Origin of the sequence: Aquimarina sp. EL_43, from assembly GCF_943422735.1 — a bacterium.
Taxonomy (GTDB): domain Bacteria; phylum Bacteroidota; class Bacteroidia; order Flavobacteriales; family Flavobacteriaceae; genus Aquimarina; species Aquimarina megaterium.
The window spans coordinates 4054299-4074715 of sequence record NZ_CALSBR010000001.1; the positions used below are offsets into that span (position 1 = coordinate 4054299).

14 protein-coding genes are annotated in these 20417 nt (G+C 33.4%); 3 read left to right on the plus strand and 11 right to left on the minus strand.

Annotated elements, in window-relative coordinates:
* The first annotated feature begins 1 nt into the window (after position 1).
* From NNL09_RS17365 to NNL09_RS17375, 3 genes are all read left to right on the plus strand, one after another.
* A complete protein-coding gene (locus tag NNL09_RS17365; RefSeq protein WP_196910449.1) occupies positions 2 to 628 on the plus strand; it encodes a DUF4331 family protein in 627 nt (208 codons plus the stop codon).
* A 136-nt stretch (positions 629 to 764) separates the two neighbouring features.
* Positions 765 to 2054 (plus strand): lipopolysaccharide assembly protein LapB, encoded by a 1290-nt coding sequence (locus NNL09_RS17370; protein WP_196910448.1) that lies wholly within the window; start codon positions 765 to 767, stop codon positions 2052 to 2054.
* Between the two features lie 9 nt (positions 2055 to 2063).
* Complete coding sequence (locus NNL09_RS17375) at positions 2064 to 4289, plus strand: TonB-dependent receptor domain-containing protein (protein ID WP_196910447.1); 2226 nt, start codon at positions 2064 to 2066, stop codon at positions 4287 to 4289.
* A gap of 232 nt (positions 4290 to 4521) precedes the next feature.
* On the opposite strand, the gene NNL09_RS17380 is transcribed toward NNL09_RS17375, so the two are convergent.
* The 11 genes from NNL09_RS17380 to NNL09_RS17425 all read right to left on the minus strand — a co-directional run bounded on the left by NNL09_RS17380 (position 4522) and on the right by NNL09_RS17425 (position 20417).
* Positions 4522 to 4869 (minus strand): MauE/DoxX family redox-associated membrane protein, encoded by a 348-nt coding sequence (locus NNL09_RS17380; RefSeq protein ID WP_196910446.1) that lies wholly within the window; start codon positions 4867 to 4869, stop codon positions 4522 to 4524.
* 250 nt (positions 4870 to 5119) lie between these two features.
* Positions 5120 to 5917: an anti-sigma factor domain-containing protein gene (locus tag NNL09_RS17385; protein WP_196910445.1), complete on the minus strand. Its 798-nt coding sequence runs from the start codon at positions 5915 to 5917 to the stop codon at positions 5120 to 5122.
* A gap of 6 nt (positions 5918 to 5923) precedes the next feature.
* Positions 5924 to 6454, minus strand: coding sequence for an RNA polymerase sigma factor (locus tag NNL09_RS17390; RefSeq protein WP_196910555.1), 531 nt, complete (start codon positions 6452 to 6454; stop codon positions 5924 to 5926).
* Between the two features lie 1187 nt (positions 6455 to 7641).
* Positions 7642 to 8046: a lipocalin family protein gene (locus tag NNL09_RS17395; protein WP_196910444.1), complete on the minus strand. Its 405-nt coding sequence runs from the start codon at positions 8044 to 8046 to the stop codon at positions 7642 to 7644.
* 632 nt (positions 8047 to 8678) lie between these two features.
* On the minus strand, positions 8679 to 9347 hold the full coding sequence (locus NNL09_RS17400) for a hypothetical protein (protein WP_196910443.1): 669 nt from the start codon (positions 9345 to 9347) through the stop codon (positions 8679 to 8681).
* Positions 9348 to 9351: 4 nt separating this feature from the next.
* Positions 9352 to 12351, minus strand: coding sequence for an Ig-like domain-containing protein (locus tag NNL09_RS17405; protein WP_196910442.1), 3000 nt, complete (start codon positions 12349 to 12351; stop codon positions 9352 to 9354).
* A 94-nt stretch (positions 12352 to 12445) separates the two neighbouring features.
* The gene (locus NNL09_RS17410) at positions 12446 to 16936 is read right to left on the minus strand and encodes an Ig-like domain-containing protein (protein WP_196910441.1); all 4491 of its coding nucleotides are present in this window, start codon (positions 16934 to 16936) and stop codon (positions 12446 to 12448) included.
* A 332-nt stretch (positions 16937 to 17268) separates the two neighbouring features.
* The gene (locus tag NNL09_RS17415) at positions 17269 to 18300 is read right to left on the minus strand and encodes a T9SS type B sorting domain-containing protein (RefSeq protein WP_196910440.1); all 1032 of its coding nucleotides are present in this window, start codon (positions 18298 to 18300) and stop codon (positions 17269 to 17271) included.
* A gap of 438 nt (positions 18301 to 18738) precedes the next feature.
* A complete protein-coding gene (locus tag NNL09_RS17420) occupies positions 18739 to 18927 on the minus strand; it encodes a hypothetical protein (protein WP_025667780.1) in 189 nt (62 codons plus the stop codon).
* 96 nt (positions 18928 to 19023) lie between these two features.
* The gene (locus NNL09_RS26210) at positions 19024 to 19155 is read right to left on the minus strand and encodes a hypothetical protein (RefSeq protein WP_255518911.1); all 132 of its coding nucleotides are present in this window, start codon (positions 19153 to 19155) and stop codon (positions 19024 to 19026) included.
* Between the two features lie 182 nt (positions 19156 to 19337).
* A complete protein-coding gene (locus tag NNL09_RS17425) occupies positions 19338 to 20417 on the minus strand; it encodes a DUF3137 domain-containing protein (protein ID WP_196910439.1) in 1080 nt (359 codons plus the stop codon).

Genomic DNA, 20417 nt, shown 5'->3' on the forward strand with positions numbered 1-20417 from the left:
CATGATAAAATTAAATAATATAAAATATATAATAGCCACTCTTGTAGTAGCCATTGGAGTAAGTAGTTGTAATAAGGATGATGATGGTGGAGTAATAATTCAACCACCAGTACCACCAGTACAGGTAGATTTTTCTGGGACATTTGTTCAGGAAGATCAAATGGGAAGAGCAGCTATCAACACCGTATTAAATGGAGATTCTAGTGATAAAAATGATTTTAATGTTACTATTCCTTCAGAAATGGTAGCAAAATTTCAATCCAAGTTTTTGGATAGAGCTGTAGCATTGCACGATGCATTTGGCGTGAGCTATGAAAATAACATCTTAGGTCTTGATGCGGTTACATTAACTACTATTCTCGCAACAGATGTATTACAAGTAGCACCAGATGGGCCAACAACCTATTTTGATGCTGCGAATGTGCTTACCGGTAGAAATTTAACCGATGATGTTGTAGATATTTCCTTGATCCTTCTATTTGGAGGAAATAATGGAGATCGATTTAATGGTCAGGATCTTGACGGAGATGGTACACCAGATCTACCAATTTTGGTTTCTGATGGAGTAGATGCATCAGGAGAAACTCCTTTGGCTTCATTCCCATACTTAGAAGCGCCTCATATGTAAAATAGAACCCCTGCTTATCTAGTCATAATCGAACGAAGTCGAGAAATTACCCCGTATTATATTCTAAAACATCGACTTCGTTCTTTATGACAATCCCAAAATTGCCCCGAATACAAAAACTTCAAAAAACAAAAAGATGAAATTAATAAACATAATATATGTAATGGTTATGGTATGCATTCTTGTTTCTTGCCAGAAATCAAAAGATAGCATTACCAGCCCCCAGGATTATGAAGTATATCTTCAGAAAAAGCAAAATCCAAAAGCTCAACAAGCGCAAAAAGAACTCCAATTCTGGAATAACAGAATAAAAGAAGATAGTACACAAATTCTTGCGATGTCTCGTGCAGCAGGAGTCTACTCAAAGTTATTTCAATTTACAGGAGATATACAACATCTTAAAAAGGCAGAACAAGTACTCCTCAAATCTGTAGCTGTAGCTGTTATTAAAAAAGAAGGATACTTGTTGGCATTAGCACAGAATTTTATTTCTCAACATCGATTTAATGAGGCAAAAAAAGCGGTAGAAGGTGCTTTTATATTAAACCCTAATACCGCATCAAGATTAGTATTGTTTGATGTATCTATGGAATTGGGAGAATATGAGGAAGCAAAAAGGCATTTAGAAAGTTTTGCCAATCAAAGTGATTATCATTTTTTAATCCGACTAGCAAAATGGAATGATTATAAAGGTAATCTGGATGCAACGATACGCTATATGGAAAAAGCAAAATCGATCGCAGAAAGTAGTAAAAACCAAAGCTTACTCCTGTGGTCATATACAAACATAGCAGATTACTATGGTCATGCTGGTAGGATCAAGGACTCATACGATCATTATTTAAAAGCATTGAAACTTGACCCTACAAATGGATATGCCAAAAAAGGAATCGCATGGATTGCCTATTCATACGAGAAGAATCCAGAAGAAGCATTAAGAATTATGAATGCAGTGATAGAGACCCATAAAAGTCCGGATTACTATTTGTTAAAAGCTGAAATTGCTGAATTTCAAAATGACAAAAAAAACAAACACCAAAATATTGCTGCCTACCAGGAGGCTGTTGGTGATCATAGGTATGGAGAGATGTATAATACCTACAATGCACTGCTTTTGGCAGAAGAATATAAAGAATTTGATAAAGCTTTACAGATTGCAGAAAGAGAGCTTGCTAATCGGTCAACGCCAGAAACATATGATCTAAAAGCTTATATCCTTACGCTTAAGGGAGATTATAAACAGGCATTAGAAATTGCACAAGAACATATTATTAATAAAACCTTTGAACCTGAAGCTAATTATCATATCGCACAGATTTATAAGGCTAATGGTATGCTCGATAAAGTAAAACCTATAAAAGAAGAACTGCTGGAGAGTAGTTATGAATTAGGCCCCGTATTATCTAAAAGCATTATAGAACTATAACCAAACCCCATGAAGTACTATATTTATATACTAATGATTTTTAGTTTTGGTTATGTACAAAGCCAAACTATAAAAGGTAAAATTCAGGACACTTTTACTAATCCTCTGGATGGAGCATATGTTTTGAATACAACATCAGAAAATCATACACATACCCTCGAAAACGGAAGGTTTGTTTTGGACAATGTTTCTGTTGGGGATACACTAACTATTCGTTTATTGGGTTTCGAAACCCAACAATTAGTGGTTAGAGCAGAAGATTTTGCTAAAGAACAAACTATTACATTACAAGATAAGATATTTCAATTAGATGAATTAATAGTAAAACAGGAAGTAAATCCACTACAGCTGATCACTAAATTAGATATGAAGACCAGTCCTGTTAATTCTTCTCAGGAAGTACTCCGCAGGGTTCCTGGTTTATTTATTGGGCAACATGCCGGAGGAGGAAAAGCAGAACAAATATTTCTTAGAGGGTTTGATGTAGATCATGGTACCGATGTGGCCATTTCTGTAGATGGGATGCCGGTAAATATGGTTTCTCATGCTCATGGGCAAGGGTATGCAGATCTTCATTTTGTAATTCCGGAAACCATAGGTAAAGTTGATTTTGGAAAAGGTTCTTATTATGCAGATCAAGGTAATTTTAATACTGCAGGGTATGTTTCTTTCTATACTAAAGAAAGATTTAAGAACAATCAAATCAAGATAGAGGCTGGTGATTTCAATACCTTTAGAACGGTTGGTTTATTTAATCTTTTTGAAGCTTCGGTCAAAGAAAATATGATTTTGGCATTAGAATATCTCGAAAGTGATGGTCCTTTTGAGTCAGAACAGAATTTTAATAGAATTAATCTAGCTACAAAATATACAACACAGCTTTCTGATACTAATAAGTTATCGGTGTTAGGATCTCATTTTACCAGTAGGTGGGATGCATCAGGGCAGATTCCTGTTAGGGCAGTAGAGCAAGGTTTAATTAGTAGATTTGGCGCAATAGATGATACCGAGGGAGGTACCACATCGAGAACAAATTTTAAGGTAAATTACGACAAATTTATATCTGATAATACGACACTTCAAACCAATGCATATTATACTCATTATGATTTTGAACTGTATTCTAATTTCACTTTTTTTCTTAATGACCCAATTAATGGTGACCAGATTAGACAAAGAGAGGATCGCGACATTTTTGGGTTCAATAGTAGATTAAAATCATTTTTCTCCTGGAATGATATTAATATTAACATTAATGCAGGAATAGGAGTGCGTAATGATGCTATTTCAAACAATGAATTGTCCCGAACGCGTAATAGAACCGAAACAGTGCAAAACGTAAGTTTAGGAAATGTAAATGAAACCAATTCATATAGCTTTCTAGAAACTGTTTTTGACTTCGGAACACTAAAAATAACACCCGCATTACGTTGGGATTATTTCAAATATATATATGAAGATGCACTATTGTTAGATTATAGGACACAATCTAATACCAAAAGTATTCTTACTCCAAAACTTCAATTTTCATATGACCCTACAGATAACCTGAATGTTTTCTTAAAATCAGGGATTGGTTTTCATGGCAATGATACCAGGGTAGTAGTAGCACAGCAAGGTGAAAAAATCTTACCCAAAGCGTATTCGATGGATATCGGGCTAAACTGGAAACCGTTTTCAAAACTATTTCTGAACACAACATTTTGGTACTTAAAATTAGATCAGGAATTTGTGTATGTAGGAGATGAAGGTGTTGTAGAACCGAGTGGTAAAACAAGAAGACTAGGATTAGATCTAAGCGCTAGATATCAAATTAAGGATTGGTTGTATTTTGATACAGATTTTACCTATACAAAGTCGAGAAGTTTGGATGCGCCTGAGGCAGAACATTATATACCATTAGCTCCTAAATATACAGCCACAGGCGGAATTAGTTTTGATAAGATACACAACTTTTCTGGTGGGGTTCGGTACCGATATTTGGGAGATCGAGCTGCAAATGAAGATAATAGTATTGTAGCTGAAGGCTACACTATTGTAGATGCAAATGTTAATTATACATGGAATAGCTTTAACATTGGAATAACAATAGAAAACCTATTTGACCGTGAGTGGAACGAAACTCAATTTGCTACCCAATCCAGATTGTTTAATGAATCAGAGCCAGTAGAAGAGATACATTTTACCCCAGGCACACCTTTTTTTGCAAAACTGGGAATAACGTATAGTTTTTGAAGATAACTACTTCAATGTAACAATTGTTGTTTGTTTTTTGATGTGTAGAAAAGCTTGTTTGCAGGGGCGCAAACGGGCTTTTCTTATTTTGGTTTTGCTATTTATTCAGTGTTTGATCTAAGTATAATTAGCAATTTTTAATTGTAGAGAAATAAACATCGTTGTTGTTTGTGATATTTTTATGAAAGTATGAACTGCTCTTTTCGATATATTAATTTGAAATAAACAAAAACTAGAGATAAAGATATGCCCAGTATATCAAACCAAATTGAAGCAATAATCTAATAACTAAAACAAATTTTGGTAAGTTTAAACTTGCTTTTTTATGTACAAGCATATGTATATGAACCGGGAAAAACAAAATAAGTATAAAAATTATACTCCATGCAGAAAATGTTCTGGTTGTTGTAAATAATAAACCGCAACTCACAAGAATTTCAGCAATACCACTTATATAAACCAATAGTTTATGATACGGAATATACAAAGGCATAATTCTCATGAATGCCTTAGGACGAATTAGATGAAAAACTCCAGCAATACCGAAGATGAAGGATAAGATATATAAATGCCAGTTCATTAGGTTTTATTGTTTTTTTTCTCGACGTGTTATGTGTATAATTTTTGTTTGGAGTCATCATTTTAGTACAGTTTTTTCTTTAAGCTGTATGTTACAATCCGTATTAATATTCTGAAGTATATTTTTAGGATATACAAAACCAAAGTATAACGTTGCTTCTTAGTTTTGAATGTATAATTGCTATAGGTAGTACTATAATGAATAAAATATCGAATTAGAATTTTTACTTATTGATTTTACTGTTTTAAAATTACGACGCTACAGTCCCTAATGTGTATAATTGCTCCATAGTAGGAGACTCACTACCTCCTTCGGGTTCTAGAGTTATCCCAAAGGCTTCGGATTTGTTAGGATTTGTTAGCATGAAAATTTTGGTATCATCTTTATTAAATTCATCTAATGTTCCCATACTAGTAGGTGTTAATGGATCAAGTTTTAGTGACCATACTTGATATACTTTTCCTGGGGGGGGAGTTGGTAGACCAGCTACATCGATATAGGCGGTTTGTTTATCTTTATCCCAATATACAGCTGCATAGGCAGTAGGATCAATCTGTTGTGCCTGTAAAGGAACCTGTATAATATCTTTATTTCTTAATATACTTAATAAAGATTTAGTTTTAGAAAGATCTTCTTCGGTAACATTTATTTTTCCTTCTAAAAGTATTTTTTCTGTTTGAAAGGTTACTAGTTGTTGTTGTAATGTTCTATTCTTATTAAACTGAACAAATAACCCAATTAATAAAGCTACAGAGGCAGCCCAACCAATATATGCAGGTATGTTGTTACGTTTTCGAGTAATTGGGATTACATCGTTGGTGTTAGTAGATTCAATTTGATCTTTAATTTTAATATATGTTGATGCCGTAGAAGTAGGAGCGGCTCCACCAGAAAGCTGCTGTAAAGCTTTTTCTATACGATCTACCTCTCTCACTGCTTCAGGGTATTTTTGTAGTACTTTATATACTTCGGTATTCTCTTCTTCAGAGAGCGAACCATAAACATATAGTTCTAAAATACCTGATGCTATGTATGTTTTAATATCCATATAGTATTATACTTCTAATACTTGTTTTAGCTTATTGATACAAATTCTATTTCTTGTTTTCACTGTTCCCAAAGGGATATCAAGTTGTTCGGCAGTTTCTTTTTGTGTAAATCCTTTAAAAAATAGCAGATCTATTACTTTTATACAAAGAGGTTCTAATGCGGCTATATATTTTTTGATACCAATACTATCTATTTTACTGGTAAAATTAGTTTTATCTTCTAGTATATCTACGAAATAATCAGCAGTAAGGTTTTGCGAAGCATTCTTAAAATTTTTAGATCGCGTCTTATCAATAGCAGCATTACGCGCTATATTAAGAATCCAGGTAAAAAATCGTCCTTTTTTCTCAGAGTAAGAATTTGCATTATTCCATATTTTTATAAATACATCCTGTAGCACTTCTTCAGATAACACTTCGTCTCTTAATATATTATAAATAATACCAAAGACATTTTCAGAATACATATCATAAATACTTTTAAAAGCTGCTTGATTTTTATGTTGCAAAGCTATAATAAGTTCTGTAGGTTGCATACTACTCATAAACAATTGATTATTGAAAATACTATTTTTCATTGATCAAAACAAAAGAAGTTATCAAAAGCTAACTTTTTATTATATACATGTAACCCGTTGTGTACTTTAATTAAAATTCGTTAGTTTAATGAATCTTATCGAGTTTAGATCATAAAGAACTTACTAGAAACACTGTTCTTGATATCTACTTAGCACAAACAATTTTTTGATAAAAAACATCCATACTGTTCGAAATAATTAATTTGATATACAACGGGTTTGATTTAACATATGTTTTGATGATGTGTATTTATTATCGTTTTAAAATATTTATTTGTTATTTAAAAGTAATACGGTTTTTCATGACATTATAGTAGAGTCATAATATGGGAAATATAGTTTTATACATGTTTTTGAGAAAGCTACACAACCCTGGTTAGCTCTATAAACAATCAGCACATAAATCCTTTCGTTTTCGTCTTTATTATTCCAAATCAAATTTATATATCCGTTTTAACTTTCTGATAAGCAAGTTCTCTATTTTTAACCCCTTGTTAATTTGTAAAATTTACTTTCAAAAAGCTTTTCCACTTAACGATTATAAGAATAATAGTTAAGTATCTAAACGGATATACAATTTGAATACATCATGAAGCGAACAGATGTATATTCTTTGCTAAAGTAGCTATATAGTATAGGTTTGACTAAATGAAATGCCTTGAAAAAATGATGATTTATCGTTGATTTGAGTGTTTTTTTTGAATATAAACGATGGATTTCGGTTTGTGTACAAAAATGATAAGTATAGTAGCTCAATAAATTTATAGTTTACTATAAAAAAGCTAACATAACCAAACGAGTTACCTGTTTTTTTAGAATTAATATTCTATAACAGTATAAAAAAAGCACTGGTATATATATCGTTTGAGCATCTAAGGAGTATTATAATGTTAGTTTTTATACTGGCATTATCCCATAATATCTGTCTCTAAATGGCATTTACCAGAAGTATGTGGTATGGTTTTAATACAAGTCTACATTTTTCTACAGAAAAGAAACATGATTAATTACAATTCATTCTTCAAAATTCATTAAACAAGATTAAAAGTGATTTGATAGAAAGATAAAAAAATAATTTCCGCCAATATCAATATTTGACGGAAATCATTCAATAATACTATAGCTTCTAAACTAACTATAACTTTTTATTCCTTGTTAAAAGTCCAAATAGTATCGTCTCCTTGTGGGCTTTTTTTAGATACAACCAGTTTATTACTATCTATACTAATAATGGTCATATCTTCAGTTTTTCTACCATCTGTTGTGGTAATAGTTTTTCCATCCTCAGAAATACTCCAGGTTCCTTCAGTTTTCTTTTTCCCAGATAAAGAAGCTATAAAAACATTTTCTTCTTTAAATTCGAAGGATATTTTTCCTACAATTGCATTTTTTATGCTTTCAACAAATCCTTTTAGTTGTTCATTAGCATCGTCCATTTCGTATCCGACATCGACCAAAAGCCACTTTCCTTCTATGGATTTGGTGTTTGATTTTGATCCACAGGATATAACTAATGACAAGATAAATGTTGCTAAAAATATTTTTTTCATAATTTGATTTTTAATTCTATTTAATTTTTTTTGTAATACTTAGTACTTTTTTGGTTTTATATTAGAAGCTATTTGTTACTATTGATTTCTTTGTTTTATCTATATATTTATCTCGAAGAGACTTCTTATGGTGCCGAGTGGTAAATCATAGAATCATTTACTCAGTTTGTTTTTAGAAATACTTCAAAGAGCTCTTTTCTGCGAATAACGAAATTCATATTCTTCACAAGAACTTGTATCAGTATATCCTGGGTTAACTGTTTTGACGATTGTATTTTATCAGGGTTTTACTTTCTGGGCTATTGTTTGTTACATTATAGCCATTTGAAAATAGGTGGGGTGAAAAAATTATTGCAGGCACAAGATAGTTATAGGACTCAATAATGTCTAAGTTTAATGTCCTGAAAAAAACAATGATTAATCATTGAATTAAATGATTTTTATGTCATAAACATTTAAACCAGCTTTTGGTATAAAAATCAAAAACTATTGCATGAATTTATAATAATAGATTAATGAAGTAGAAGAGTTATAATAAAGCAAAAACCCTGATCTATTGATCAGAGTTTTTGAAGAATGTAGGGTTGGGGTAACCTTATTTTTTTACAAGTTGCTCAAAGACAAAAGCTACATTATTTTACAATAAAACTAGTTTTTGATTTTGCCTTATTACCTGCACTATCTATAACATCTATTTCTAGATAGTAACGTTTACCAGAAATAAGTGGTATGGCTTTTATACTGTTTACTGTTACTTTTTCTTTATATAAAGTAGGAGGATTTTTGTCTAATAGATAGATATTGTAATATGAAATATCTCCGTCTACATCTACAGCGCCCCAGAATAGATCAATAGTACTATTACCATTGTCCTGTACAGTTATCTCTGCAGGAAAAGGAACATGATTTGTAATCGCTTCTCCCTGGGTATAAAAATTCCAGGTCTCACTAACTGCTGTTTCAGAACCATTGATAGAAACTACTTTCCAGTTGTATTGAGTTCCCGGAGATAATTCAACAGTAGCTTTTGTATCTGTGGTCGGAATCAGTTTGCTCATTTCTGGAGAAGTTATTGAAGTAATTTCTAACCCATAACTAGTAGCTTTTTCACCTGTAGACCACTCAAAAGGGATAGTAATTACATCAGAGTTTATAATTTCACCTTCTTGACAAATTTGATTATTATCTGGAAATAGTAAATCTACTGCAGAGGGCTCTACTGGTGGTGGATCATCATCATTTGAGCAAGAACACAAAGCCAAAAAAGTTACTACTATGACTAAATTATTTAGATATTTCATTTTCTTATTTTTTAATTGCTTTAACATTAAAGGTTTGATGATTTGTTTTTAGAGAAATAAAGTATAATCCATTAGGGAGATTGTTAAAATTAAGTTTTACCTTTCCATTATTGGTTAGGAGATTAATTTCTTTTGCCAATACACCTGCCAGATTAAACACTTTTATTGCTACGGGTTCGGTACGAGATAATCCTTCAACATACATTTGATTCGTTACAAGGGTAGGATAGACCTTAATAGGATTAAAAATAATAGTATCTTTAAAAACGCCCTGACAATCTGATTTACCAACAATCTGTATGTTGTTGGAACCGCTTTTTAAAGGAATTTGTATACTAACAGGCGTTGTGGTTTCAAACTCAAAAGAATATAATTCCTCGTTTACCTTTACTTCATAAAATGTACTTCCTGCCACCTGATAGGATGCTGTTTTATCTTCGTTTTTTATTCCTTGTGCTTTTACAACAAGATCTTCATAAGCAACAATAGCTATTTCATAGCATTGTTTGTAATCAGGAAAACTATCAATGGTTAAACACACCTGATATGTGTTTTTTGCTAATTTTTCTAACAAAAAAGGAGTATTCCTATCTATTGTTTTACGAATTGGTGTACCCAACGAATTCCCGGTGACGGTTAGGTTAAAATTATAAGAAACACTTTGATCGATAGTTATTTCAAAACTACCATTGGCAACATTGGGACAAGTGGCGTTTTGTATTTTGATTTTTATATCACTTACTTCTATATTAGGTTGTGGGTTTACACTCACTTCTATGGTTACATTTGCCTGATCTTTATCACCATCTTTATCTGTGATTTCATAGATTAGGTTGTCTGTACCGATATAGCCTGTATTGGGAGTATACTTTATGGTATCGTCTTCGGGATTGGTAGTGCCATTGGTATCAACAATAGCTGTACCATTGGCAGGAGGATTTACAATAACGATTGCTCCTGGTTTCGCTCCATTAGCACCAAAGTTATCGTTAGATATTACATTAAGAATATTATCATTACTATCTTTTTGTATAGTAAAATTATCATCTTGTGCAATGGGCATATCATTTACAGGAGTTGCGTCTATAATGATAGTTACTGTGGCAGAATTTTTATCTCCGTTACTATCAGTAATCTCATAGGAAAAAGAGTCGGTACCACTGTATCCTGTACGGGGAGTATATTTGATAGTATCGTCTGTAGGGCTAGAAGTACCATTGGTGTCAACAGTTGCAGTACCATTACTTGGATTGCTTACCAAAGTTATGGCTCCAGAACTTGGTCCATCAGAACCAAAGTCATCATTTCTTAATACATCAATGATATTATCTCTACTATCTTGATCTACTGTTGAGGTGTCATTTCGTGCGATGGGAGATCCATTAGGTGGCGTACCGTCATTAAATTCGAAAGCACCTATATCTTCTGCTGTTCCACTGGGCCGAGGAGTGCCTGTAAAATCTTTTGAGATATCTTCTCCAAAATCTGCTCTATACCTATTATAAATACTTACCAGAGATGCTCCTGTATCAATTACAGGAGAACCATCCAGAGGCATTAGATTTATATTAAGTTTGGCATCACCTTCTAGGTTGTCTTTAGCAAATGGATCTTGATTTAATTCATTGGCACTGTCATATCGGGTGCCATCAAAACGCATAGAGAAATTTCCTTCTACAAAATTATTATTTACAGTCAAAATAGAAGGACCGCAACCAGTAAGGTCAACCTGTCGCCCACCTACATCTTTAAACAGGTTGTTGGTGACAACAAGATCATCTGGTTGGCATCCCCAGGCTCTGATCCCTACATTATCTATTCTTGTAAACGTATTGCCGGTTATAGAAATGATACGATGTTCTTTGGCATCAATTTGTACTCCCACATCCAGATCCTTAAAAATATTGCCTATTAACCATACATCTTGCGTCCCTTCGCAACGAAGACCAGTAGTACTATCCCTAAATTCATTAAAGAGAACCCATGCTCTTCTTGGCCCTTCATTGGTGGCATCATTAAAACCAGTACTGCCAATAACCACTGCATCACCATTTGATGTAGAAGAGGATTGATATCCATAAAATACGTTTTGCGAAATTACAATGTCATGAACTGACTTACAATCGACTGCATTTTCGCGATCATCATGCATTACATTTCCTCCTAGGTATATATGATGTGGGGGATTGGTATTACACTTATGGCAGGCTTGAAACGAATCTCCATTATTATTGTAGGTTTCATTATACAATAACCATACATGATGTGATCCAGAACTAGCTTGAAATGCATGAGAATCTCTATCATTGTTTCGGATATTGTTATATACCTTACTATCCTGTATAAGTACATCATGCCCAAAGATAGAGACCACAGGGTTAAAATCAATAAATGCATTTACCGGATTGGATACTTCGATATTTCTGAACGCAATATAATCTGCTTGTATGACATGACGGGATTTATGAAAAAATTTCAAGTTTTCAACGATAGCATATTGCCCTCGCCAGGTAATCTCTCTTCGGTTACCTCTACCATCATACAAAATCTGTCCTATTCCTTTTATGATTACAGGGTTGTTGGCAGTTCCGTTAAGATTAATAACCGCATTATTAGGGATGTTATAGGGACCTCCAGAAATTTCGACTATATCTCCTGCATTAAAAGTAGCTGTTCTTCCTCCTTTAAATAAGTCACACAAAGGTCGAGCAGCAGAGCCATCACTATTGCTACAATTTGGATTTGTATTGTCTACATAAATGGTTGGGGAGACATTAGAGTCAAAATTCCATCCAAAAGTAGGTGTGGGGATACCTATAGGTAGCTCTCTATCGGCTCTTATACTGCTTCGACTTGATTTGATTATGGTTTTTGGGTATGTATCACAGATATTATCTTGATTGTTCGCTTCTAGCGGCTTATTAACAGAGCCGTTTATTGCAAAGACACTTATCATCCCAATGAGCAATGGAATACATAAGGTTTTTAAAAATTGTATATTCATAATTGAGGGTTTTTTACGTTTTAGAGTAAGTGCTTACAGCAGTGTGTTTAGAGCATTGTAAAAGGTTATTTTCTTGCTTTATATGTCTAAATGATTATTCTTTGACCACTTTAAAAGTAGGTGCTGATCCCGAATCTAACTGGAGTTTGATATAGTAGACTCCGTTGGCCAATGTACTAAGGTCGATTTCTAATAGTTGTTGATTTTTAAACGTCTTAGAATTGTAAATTTTAGCTCCTTTTGCATCAATAACTCTAAAATTTCCGGATCGTTCTACCCTAAAATCTATATAGGTTATATCTGAAGTAGGGTTTGGTGTGATCACTGCAACAGGAAAAGAAGTAGTTTCTTTAGTAATATTTATATAGACTACCGCTTTATCAATCTCTCCCATAGCATTTGTAATGGTATAGTCAAAAATGTCATCACCATAAGCCTCGGGAAATGAAGTATACATCACAAAGTCATCTAACGGAGTATCAGTATTATTGGTATTAAGAGTTGCAATCCCTTTAAGTGGAAGTGTATTTCCCAGGGTAATTCCTTTATTACCTGGACCAACATTTCCAAAACTATCTTTACCATAGCCATTATCATGTAGTACATAAATCATTTGAGGGCCACTATCCATTTCGAAAGTTATAACATCGTTTTGTGCTATAGGATTACTATTCGTTTGGATAATATTTATAATTACTCTTGCAGTATCAGTATCTCCATTGATATCTGTGATTTGATATGTAAAACTATCCGTACCCGCAAAGTTTGGAAGAGGAGTATAAACAATACGATCATCTGTGGGATCGTTGGGGGTGTTATTATCATTTAGAATAGCTGTGCCATTTGTAGGTGCAGCTATAATAGTAATTGGAACAGTACCAGCTCCGTCACCTCCAAAGCTGTCATTGATTAATACATCTATTATAGTGGGCTCACTGTTTTCATCTATAGAAATACTATCATCTACCGCATTAGGGAGATCATTGACAGGATTAACAGTAATAGTTACTGTTGCAATATCGGTATCTCCATTAGCATCAGTGATTTGATAGGTAAATGTATCTGTACCATTAAAATCGGGAGAAGGAGTATAAATAATACTATCATCTGTAGGATTGGTAGGGGTGCCATTATCATTTAGAATAGCTGTACCATTTGTAGGTGCAGCTATAATAGTAATTGGAACAGTGCCAGCTCCATCACCTCCAAAACTATCATTGGTTAATACATTGATAAGGTTTGTTATAGAGTCTTCATCTACGGTAACGTTATCATCCACTGCATCAGGATGGTCGTTAACCGGATTAACAATAATCGTTACTATTGCTTCATCAATATCACCACTGGAATCTGCAATAATATAACTAAACCTGTCTGTACCATTAAAATCAGGAGAAGGAGTATAAGCAATAGTGTCATCTGTAGGATCATCTGGAGTTCCATTAGTATTAATGACTGCGGTACCGTTCCTCGGGCTTATAGCACCAAACTCAATAGGTCCGGTATCTGCTCCATCTCCTCCAAAAGTATCATTGGTTAATATAGTTATGATATGTGTTCCACTATCTTCGTCTATAGTAACATTGTCATCTACGGCATCAGGTAGATCATTCACAGGATTAACGGTAATAGTTACGGTTGCTATATCTGTAATTCCTGTGATATCTGTAATTTGATAGGTAAAACTATCGATACCATTATAATTAGGGGAAGGTATATAGTGGATAGTATTGTCTATAGGATTTACGAAAGCACTACCATTAGTTGGATCAGTTATTACTAAAACAGCACCAATAGGGTGAGGTCCTAAGAAAAAACTATCGTTGGCTAATACATCAAAAATATTATCAGTATCTTCATCTACAGTAAAAAAATCATCTACAGCATCTAATCCATGTAATATTCTGGTAATATCTATAATTACGGTACCAGTATCAGTATCTCCATCCTTATCTGTAATTATATAATTAAAACGATCAGGACCACTATATCCGGCATTTGGAGTGTATTCAAAATAATCATCGGTAGGATCGGTAAAGGTACCATTATCATTTAAAGTTACTGTTCCATTAGCGGGGAGTATCGCTCCCAAAGTAATTGGAGTGAGACTTGGACCGTTTTTTCCAAAATCATCAGGGCCATTACCATTATCATTTAACACATAAATAGCCGTAGCAGGGCTATCTTGAGTCATGGTTATATCATCGTCCTGTGCTTCTGGTTTATCATCATCTACGGTGATAACAACAGTACCTTCATCGATGTCTCCATCTGCATCTGTTATAATGTATGTAAAGGTGTCAATACCACCAAATCCAGGATTTGGGGTATACGTAATAAAGTCATCTGTAGGGTCTGTAGGAGTACCATTGTCGTTAATAGCTGCTACGCCTCCTGTAGGGGCGGTTGAACCAAAAACAATACTACCTGTATTAGGACCATCGCCTCCAAAACTATCTTCCCCATTACCATTATCTAACAATACCATGATATCGATAGATCCGCTACCAGGACCAACAGTAATAAGATCATTCTGGGCTATAGGAAAAGAATCGGGAGGAGTAGGAGTGCCAAACTCTGCAGCACCAATATCATATGTTGTATTAAAAGGTCTATTTACTCCTTTCCAATCTTGAAAAGTTATTCCCATTGCAGATAACATTTCATCGATACCAGGCATAAATCTGTCTACCTGATCCTGAGTGAGGATATCAATTAATTCTGAAGTAGGTTGTAATGAGAAATCTTCTACACTGGCTAAATTAAAATCAGGAGTTATCCCGGCCTCTCCATTAGTGTCATGCCCATAAGTTCTTCTCCAGGCATCTATACCGATACGATCCTGAGGAGTACCATTACCACAACATTGAAATCTTAGCGTATTAGGATCTCCTGTATAGTAATTGTAATCAAAAAGATTTACATTGTTTTTTGCCATTTTAACATTGATGTCAGCTTTGTCAATTACATTACCCACTACTTGTGTAAAATTCCCATTAGGTCTTATTATTCTCATCCCAAATCTTACGTCTGATACGGTATTAAAATAGATATGAGTACGGCCTCTTGCTCCATTTTCAACATTGACTCCTGTTCCTCTTGGTAAACCAAATAAGCGATTCCCTACGATATAATGACTACCTCCTTGTATTGCAGATTGCATAGCATCACCACTAGTATCCCAACCTCTGTTATTAAGAAAGATAATCTTACCATTAGGATCTTGTTCACTAGCATCATCATCATTTTGAAAAAATAATTGACCATTACCACCAGCTGATGCTCGTTGATCCCAGCAATCACAGTCAACCACCCATGTTCCTTTATGTGCTTTTATATCAACACAGTTTTCTCCTTCACTATGGCCTTTCATTCTTCCTATACGAATTAAACCATTACGGTTATGCTGAAGGCCCTGATAGGAATCCCCGGCATTTCCAGAAAACAAAGCGTCGAGGATCATACCATTCTCACATTTTGCAAATCCTGTACCATGCAAATCATTTTCATCTGCAGCATCGCGAAAGCCATTATCATGTACTGAGACAGCAAACAAAGAAATATCACGAGATAAACCTCTTCCGCCATCCATACGTATCGCCTGTCCATTTGTTGTTCTAAGGCCAAACACTTCAGAGTGTCGAACAACGATATTGTTTGAGGGAGTATCTTTATGATGTGATACTTTTAAATTTTCAAACCGAACTCCTGAAATTACAAAATATGAACCATTAAATTCTAGACGGGCAGTACTCCTAGAGGGAGTATTAACAATAGTTGGTTGTATAGGTGCATTGTCTTTTCCTACTATAAAAACAGGTTTACTTGCCGTACCATTTAGATTGATAATGTGAGTACTACCATTGTTACGAGTTGGGTATTTATTTATTGTTCCTGCCAGTACTATTTTTGCTCCGGCCTGGATATTAGCTCTGTTTCCAGGTAGGTTACGTCTGGGAGCGGCGGGATATCCCTTTCCTGTACTACAAGGGTTACAATTTGAGTCGATATACCAATGAATAGGAGATTCGGCATTAGGCCATTCTGGTGGATCAGCAGGAGGTTCTATAAATAGTCCCCACTGGGTCCTGGGAAATCCAAGAGGCATTTTATATGCACCGGGTTCATATACATGAAATGTAATTTTTGCACTTGAGCTTGATCCGCCTGTAGTTTCTACAGCATGATAACTAATTTCATCAACGCCTACATAATCCGGGCTTGGAATATATATAAAACCAGTTGATTTTCTTAAGCTACTTGGAGAGGTTATTTCAATTCCATTTTGATAAATTTTTCCATTTGTTGGGAGTGATTCTATTACCCACCTAGAAAAAGCAGATCTACTAGAACGAGATCCATTAGGCCCATTACGCCAAGGTATTTCTCTAACGTAACTCGTTACGTTTCCACCGTTCATTTGGTGGTAATCAAAAAGATCACTTAGTGCAGATAAATCAAAATATTGCATTTTATCTTTTACAACATAATAATCAAATGGTATAGCACTAGGATTACTTTGAGCAAGTGATGTATCAGGGTATAGTGTCAATAGTAGAATGACACATCGAAAAATAAATTTCATTTATAATTTTAGTTTACATTAATACAATTCTGTTTTATAAAAATCCAGGGGGAAACTTTAGTTTTTTAAAATATCTTAATTATATATATGTAAAGTATCTATTGGCTTTGTGCTTTTCTTATATATATTTAGTGTCTAAGTTTATTATTGGTTAATAAAAGGATCACAAATTTAGTTACAACCTAATTATATATATATTGCCAAATGGGTAGAATAAATGTGCTTTAACCAATGAATTAAGTGTTTTTTTTGATTTTTACAGAGAATTAGTTTAGAAGGCAAATACACTCTGTACGTTATTACGCAGTTTAGTTTAATTTTTTATAAAAATATTATCGTACTAATGAAAAGTTACCAGCAAAGACTCTATTACGCATATTTGGATCTCTGGGTTCATTAAACTCTACTTTAAACCAGTAATCAGAAGAAGGCATGTTTTTTCCATTATAAGTACCATCCCAACCAGGGCCACCAGCTCTTAATTGAATTAATAATTTACCATATCTGTCAAATATATAGATTAAAGCAGAGGGTTGATTCTCGATATTAATAAGACTCCAGGTATCATGAAAGCCATCTCCATTTGGTGTGAAATATTTAGGATATCCTAAAATCATAATAAGATTAGATATAATTTCACTATCTGGACAATCTGTATATCTGGCTGTAATGTAATAATCGCCAGGAGGAATATCTGAAAAAACTGGCGAAGATTGAAATGGTTTATATTCTTCTATTATTTGATTATTTAAAACCCTGTTTAGCCTATATTCAATAGTATCAAATCCTATAGTTTCAATAGTTGTAGAAGCAACTATTTCTGAAGTAATAGTGTATCTACCCGAAAAAGATTCTTCCTCAATATCATATCCGACAGAGATAATAGCATTAGAAACATCATACACTGCTAAGTCATAAGGAGATCCCGAAACTTCTGTACCTGTATTATCGTACCCTCTTAATTGATAAATTCCTTCTGAATTAGCATCTAAAAGAGGAAATATATTTTGAAGATCTGGAATATCTATAAAATTAGTTGTACCAATATCTGCTCTAGCCCATGTATAAGTAATAGCTCCTGGAAATCCTCCTTCTATGGTAACAGGAAATTCACCGCAGGTAGTAACATAAGATTCAGTAGAAAGTAGGGTGTTGCTTACTATTTCTGAATCATCATCCCAGAGAGCAGGTTTAGAAAAATTAGTTATATTTTTATGATGTATTTGACTATAATCAAAAATAGGGTTTACTATAGATAAATCAAGGTAAGGTATTTTATTTGGTGCCGTGTTATTCTTAAAAATAAATAACATAGTTATAGGTAATATCATTACTATGAGGCCACTTTGAAAAGTAAATTTCATTATATTTTAGTTTACGTTATTACAATTCTGTTTTAGTAAAAATCCAGGGGGAAGTTTTAATTTTTTAAAACACTTTACCATACCTCAGTAAGGTGTATAATTGTTTGTGTTTTCGTATTTTATACACTATTCTTTAAGTTTGAGTGATGCTGGTTAAAAAGAATGTTAAATGTAATCACATTCTGAGTATAGTCATATTGCTATATGCTTGTAAAATTGATGTTTTATCCGATGAATTAACTGTTTTTTTTGATTTTTACAATGAAATCAGGTTTCTCTTAAAGTATGCTTATTCTTAGCAAAAGAGTTTTGATAAAGAAAAAGGTGTAGTTTTTTAATACAGTTTTATGCTATTCTTGTTTTAAAGTAGTTTTGCTAATAAGAATAGGATGGTTTTTAAAGAATTTCTCTTTTTAGTATATGTTTATTCTTGTTCGTTTATTTTACTCTTTCTGTAATCTCTTTAACCCGTTGTTTTGATTTCTCTGCAAAATGTGGGTCAGCATTATCTATAAAGCTCTTATAAAATATCATTAAGGTATTTTTATCTGTATTATTATCAATGATTACACTAGCATTATATCTTAAACCTTCATCTTCGTTTGGGTTATGAAATAGGCTCAACATTTTTGAGTCCCAGATAATCAAATATCAGTTCTCTATCTTTCAAAAGTTGTTTTGTATCCATTTGTTCTTCTCGAACCCAACCCATTGGTTCTCCATCTATAGGATAGTAATCCCAAGAATAATTTGCAGTAATGTCACCAACTCAACATTGAAGTTTGATGATTTTGCAAGAGATCTCAACTTCTTTTTGGCAACTTCACTTTGGTTTATTTCTCGAAATGGTTTCATTTTCATAATAGGTTATTCACCAATAGTAAATATAGAGACTAGTTAAGGCTTAAGAAACAGGAAATTTATTTCCAGGATTTTAGAACCAAAAAACGTGATACTTAAAAAAAATCCGTAAAAACCAGGTTGAGTTTTATAGCTTTAATAGGAAAGGTTTTTTGTTTCCCATCCCGATGGTATCTTTAAAGCTTGTAGTTTAATTTTAATTCAGTACTTATTTGTAAAGCCGTTTCTATATCATTAGCTAATTCTTCTATAATCTTTATACTGGCTAATTTTCCGGATGGAAAAGAAAACAAACCGTTTTCGTTTTTTATAGCCAGGTACATTTGTTGATTTTGGAAAGATAAGAGTATAGGCTGGTTAAATTTTTCTTTTAAAGCAACTATTCGTTCCATAAGTGCTGTAGATAATACATAACGTGCTTCGATCTGATCGGTCCCATACACTATAAACTGATCGGTAAACCTGGGGTCTTCCAAGTGTATTTTTTGTTCTTCCTTAAAATGGGTACTAAAAAACCGATCTAATTTAGAACGTTGATTATTTGTTAAAATTACCGTATGTCCATTAAGAGATTTCTTCAACTTTAACCAGCAAAACATTCCTCTAAACGTATAATAGACATTATCTGCCGATTTGTTAGAGAATATATTCTTGAGTGCGTACTGGTATATTATTAGAACTATATTTAATATTGGAATATGCATTAAAGTACCCTTGGTTTTGTTCGAAATATTTTCTTCGACAATACCTATATCGGCAATGTTGATGACATTATCGTTTGTTGAACTTCGTAGTTGTCCATAACTATACATCAACGAGTTTACTTTTATCCAGGAAAAGAGTTTGCTTTTGGCTATTTCGTTGGCGGGAACAGCTGTGTTTTGGGCAAAACTTACCTTTGGAAATAACATTTTTACCATTTTGGCTATGGTTTGCATTTCCTTTATTTTGAATTTTTGAAATGCCCTTGCAAATCCATATGTGGTGGGGTATAATAAAATTACCAATCCTATAATGGGATATATATTTACATACGGATTATTAGGTGTGGCCTTAAACTGTTCGAAAAAGTTTAAAAAACTATTTTTTGAATTTGGAAAATAATTGACTGCTATATTCAATAGTATTAAAACAAAATATACCCCTGTGATAAGCCACATTATTTTTTGAAAGAACAAGACACGTTTTCTTTTTTGGTAAATAATAGAAAGCTCATTACTTACCTCGGCATATACCTTTTGTATTAAATGTTCCAT

Excerpts from the sequence above, each read along its gene's own strand:
- NNL09_RS17365 (WP_196910449.1), top strand. The coding sequence starts at position 2 with ATGATAAAATTAAATAATATAAAATATATAATAGCCACTCTTGTAGTA.
- NNL09_RS17370 (WP_196910448.1), top strand. The coding sequence starts at position 765 with ATGAAATTAATAAACATAATATATGTAATGGTTATGGTATGCATTCTT.
- NNL09_RS17375 (WP_196910447.1), top strand. The coding sequence starts at position 2,064 with ATGAAGTACTATATTTATATACTAATGATTTTTAGTTTTGGTTATGTA.
- NNL09_RS17380 (WP_196910446.1), bottom strand. The coding sequence starts at position 4,869 with ATGAACTGGCATTTATATATCTTATCCTTCATCTTCGGTATTGCTGGA.
- NNL09_RS17385 (WP_196910445.1), bottom strand. The coding sequence starts at position 5,917 with ATGGATATTAAAACATACATAGCATCAGGTATTTTAGAACTATATGTT.
- NNL09_RS17390 (WP_196910555.1), bottom strand. The coding sequence starts at position 6,454 with ATGCAACCTACAGAACTTATTATAGCTTTGCAACATAAAAATCAAGCA.
- NNL09_RS17395 (WP_196910444.1), bottom strand. The coding sequence starts at position 8,046 with ATGAAAAAAATATTTTTAGCAACATTTATCTTGTCATTAGTTATATCC.
- NNL09_RS17400 (WP_196910443.1), bottom strand. The coding sequence starts at position 9,347 with ATGAAATATCTAAATAATTTAGTCATAGTAGTAACTTTTTTGGCTTTG.
- NNL09_RS17405 (WP_196910442.1), bottom strand. The coding sequence starts at position 12,351 with ATGAATATACAATTTTTAAAAACCTTATGTATTCCATTGCTCATTGGG.
- NNL09_RS17410 (WP_196910441.1), bottom strand. The coding sequence starts at position 16,936 with ATGAAATTTATTTTTCGATGTGTCATTCTACTATTGACACTATACCCT.
- NNL09_RS17415 (WP_196910440.1), bottom strand. The coding sequence starts at position 18,300 with ATGAAATTTACTTTTCAAAGTGGCCTCATAGTAATGATATTACCTATA.
- NNL09_RS17420 (WP_025667780.1), bottom strand. The coding sequence starts at position 18,927 with ATGTTGAGCCTATTTCATAACCCAAACGAAGATGAAGGTTTAAGATAT.
- NNL09_RS26210 (WP_255518911.1), bottom strand. The coding sequence starts at position 19,155 with ATGAAACCATTTCGAGAAATAAACCAAAGTGAAGTTGCCAAAAAGAAG.
- NNL09_RS17425 (WP_196910439.1), bottom strand. The coding sequence starts at position 20,417 with ATGGAACATTTAATACAAAAGGTATATGCCGAGGTAAGTAATGAGCTT.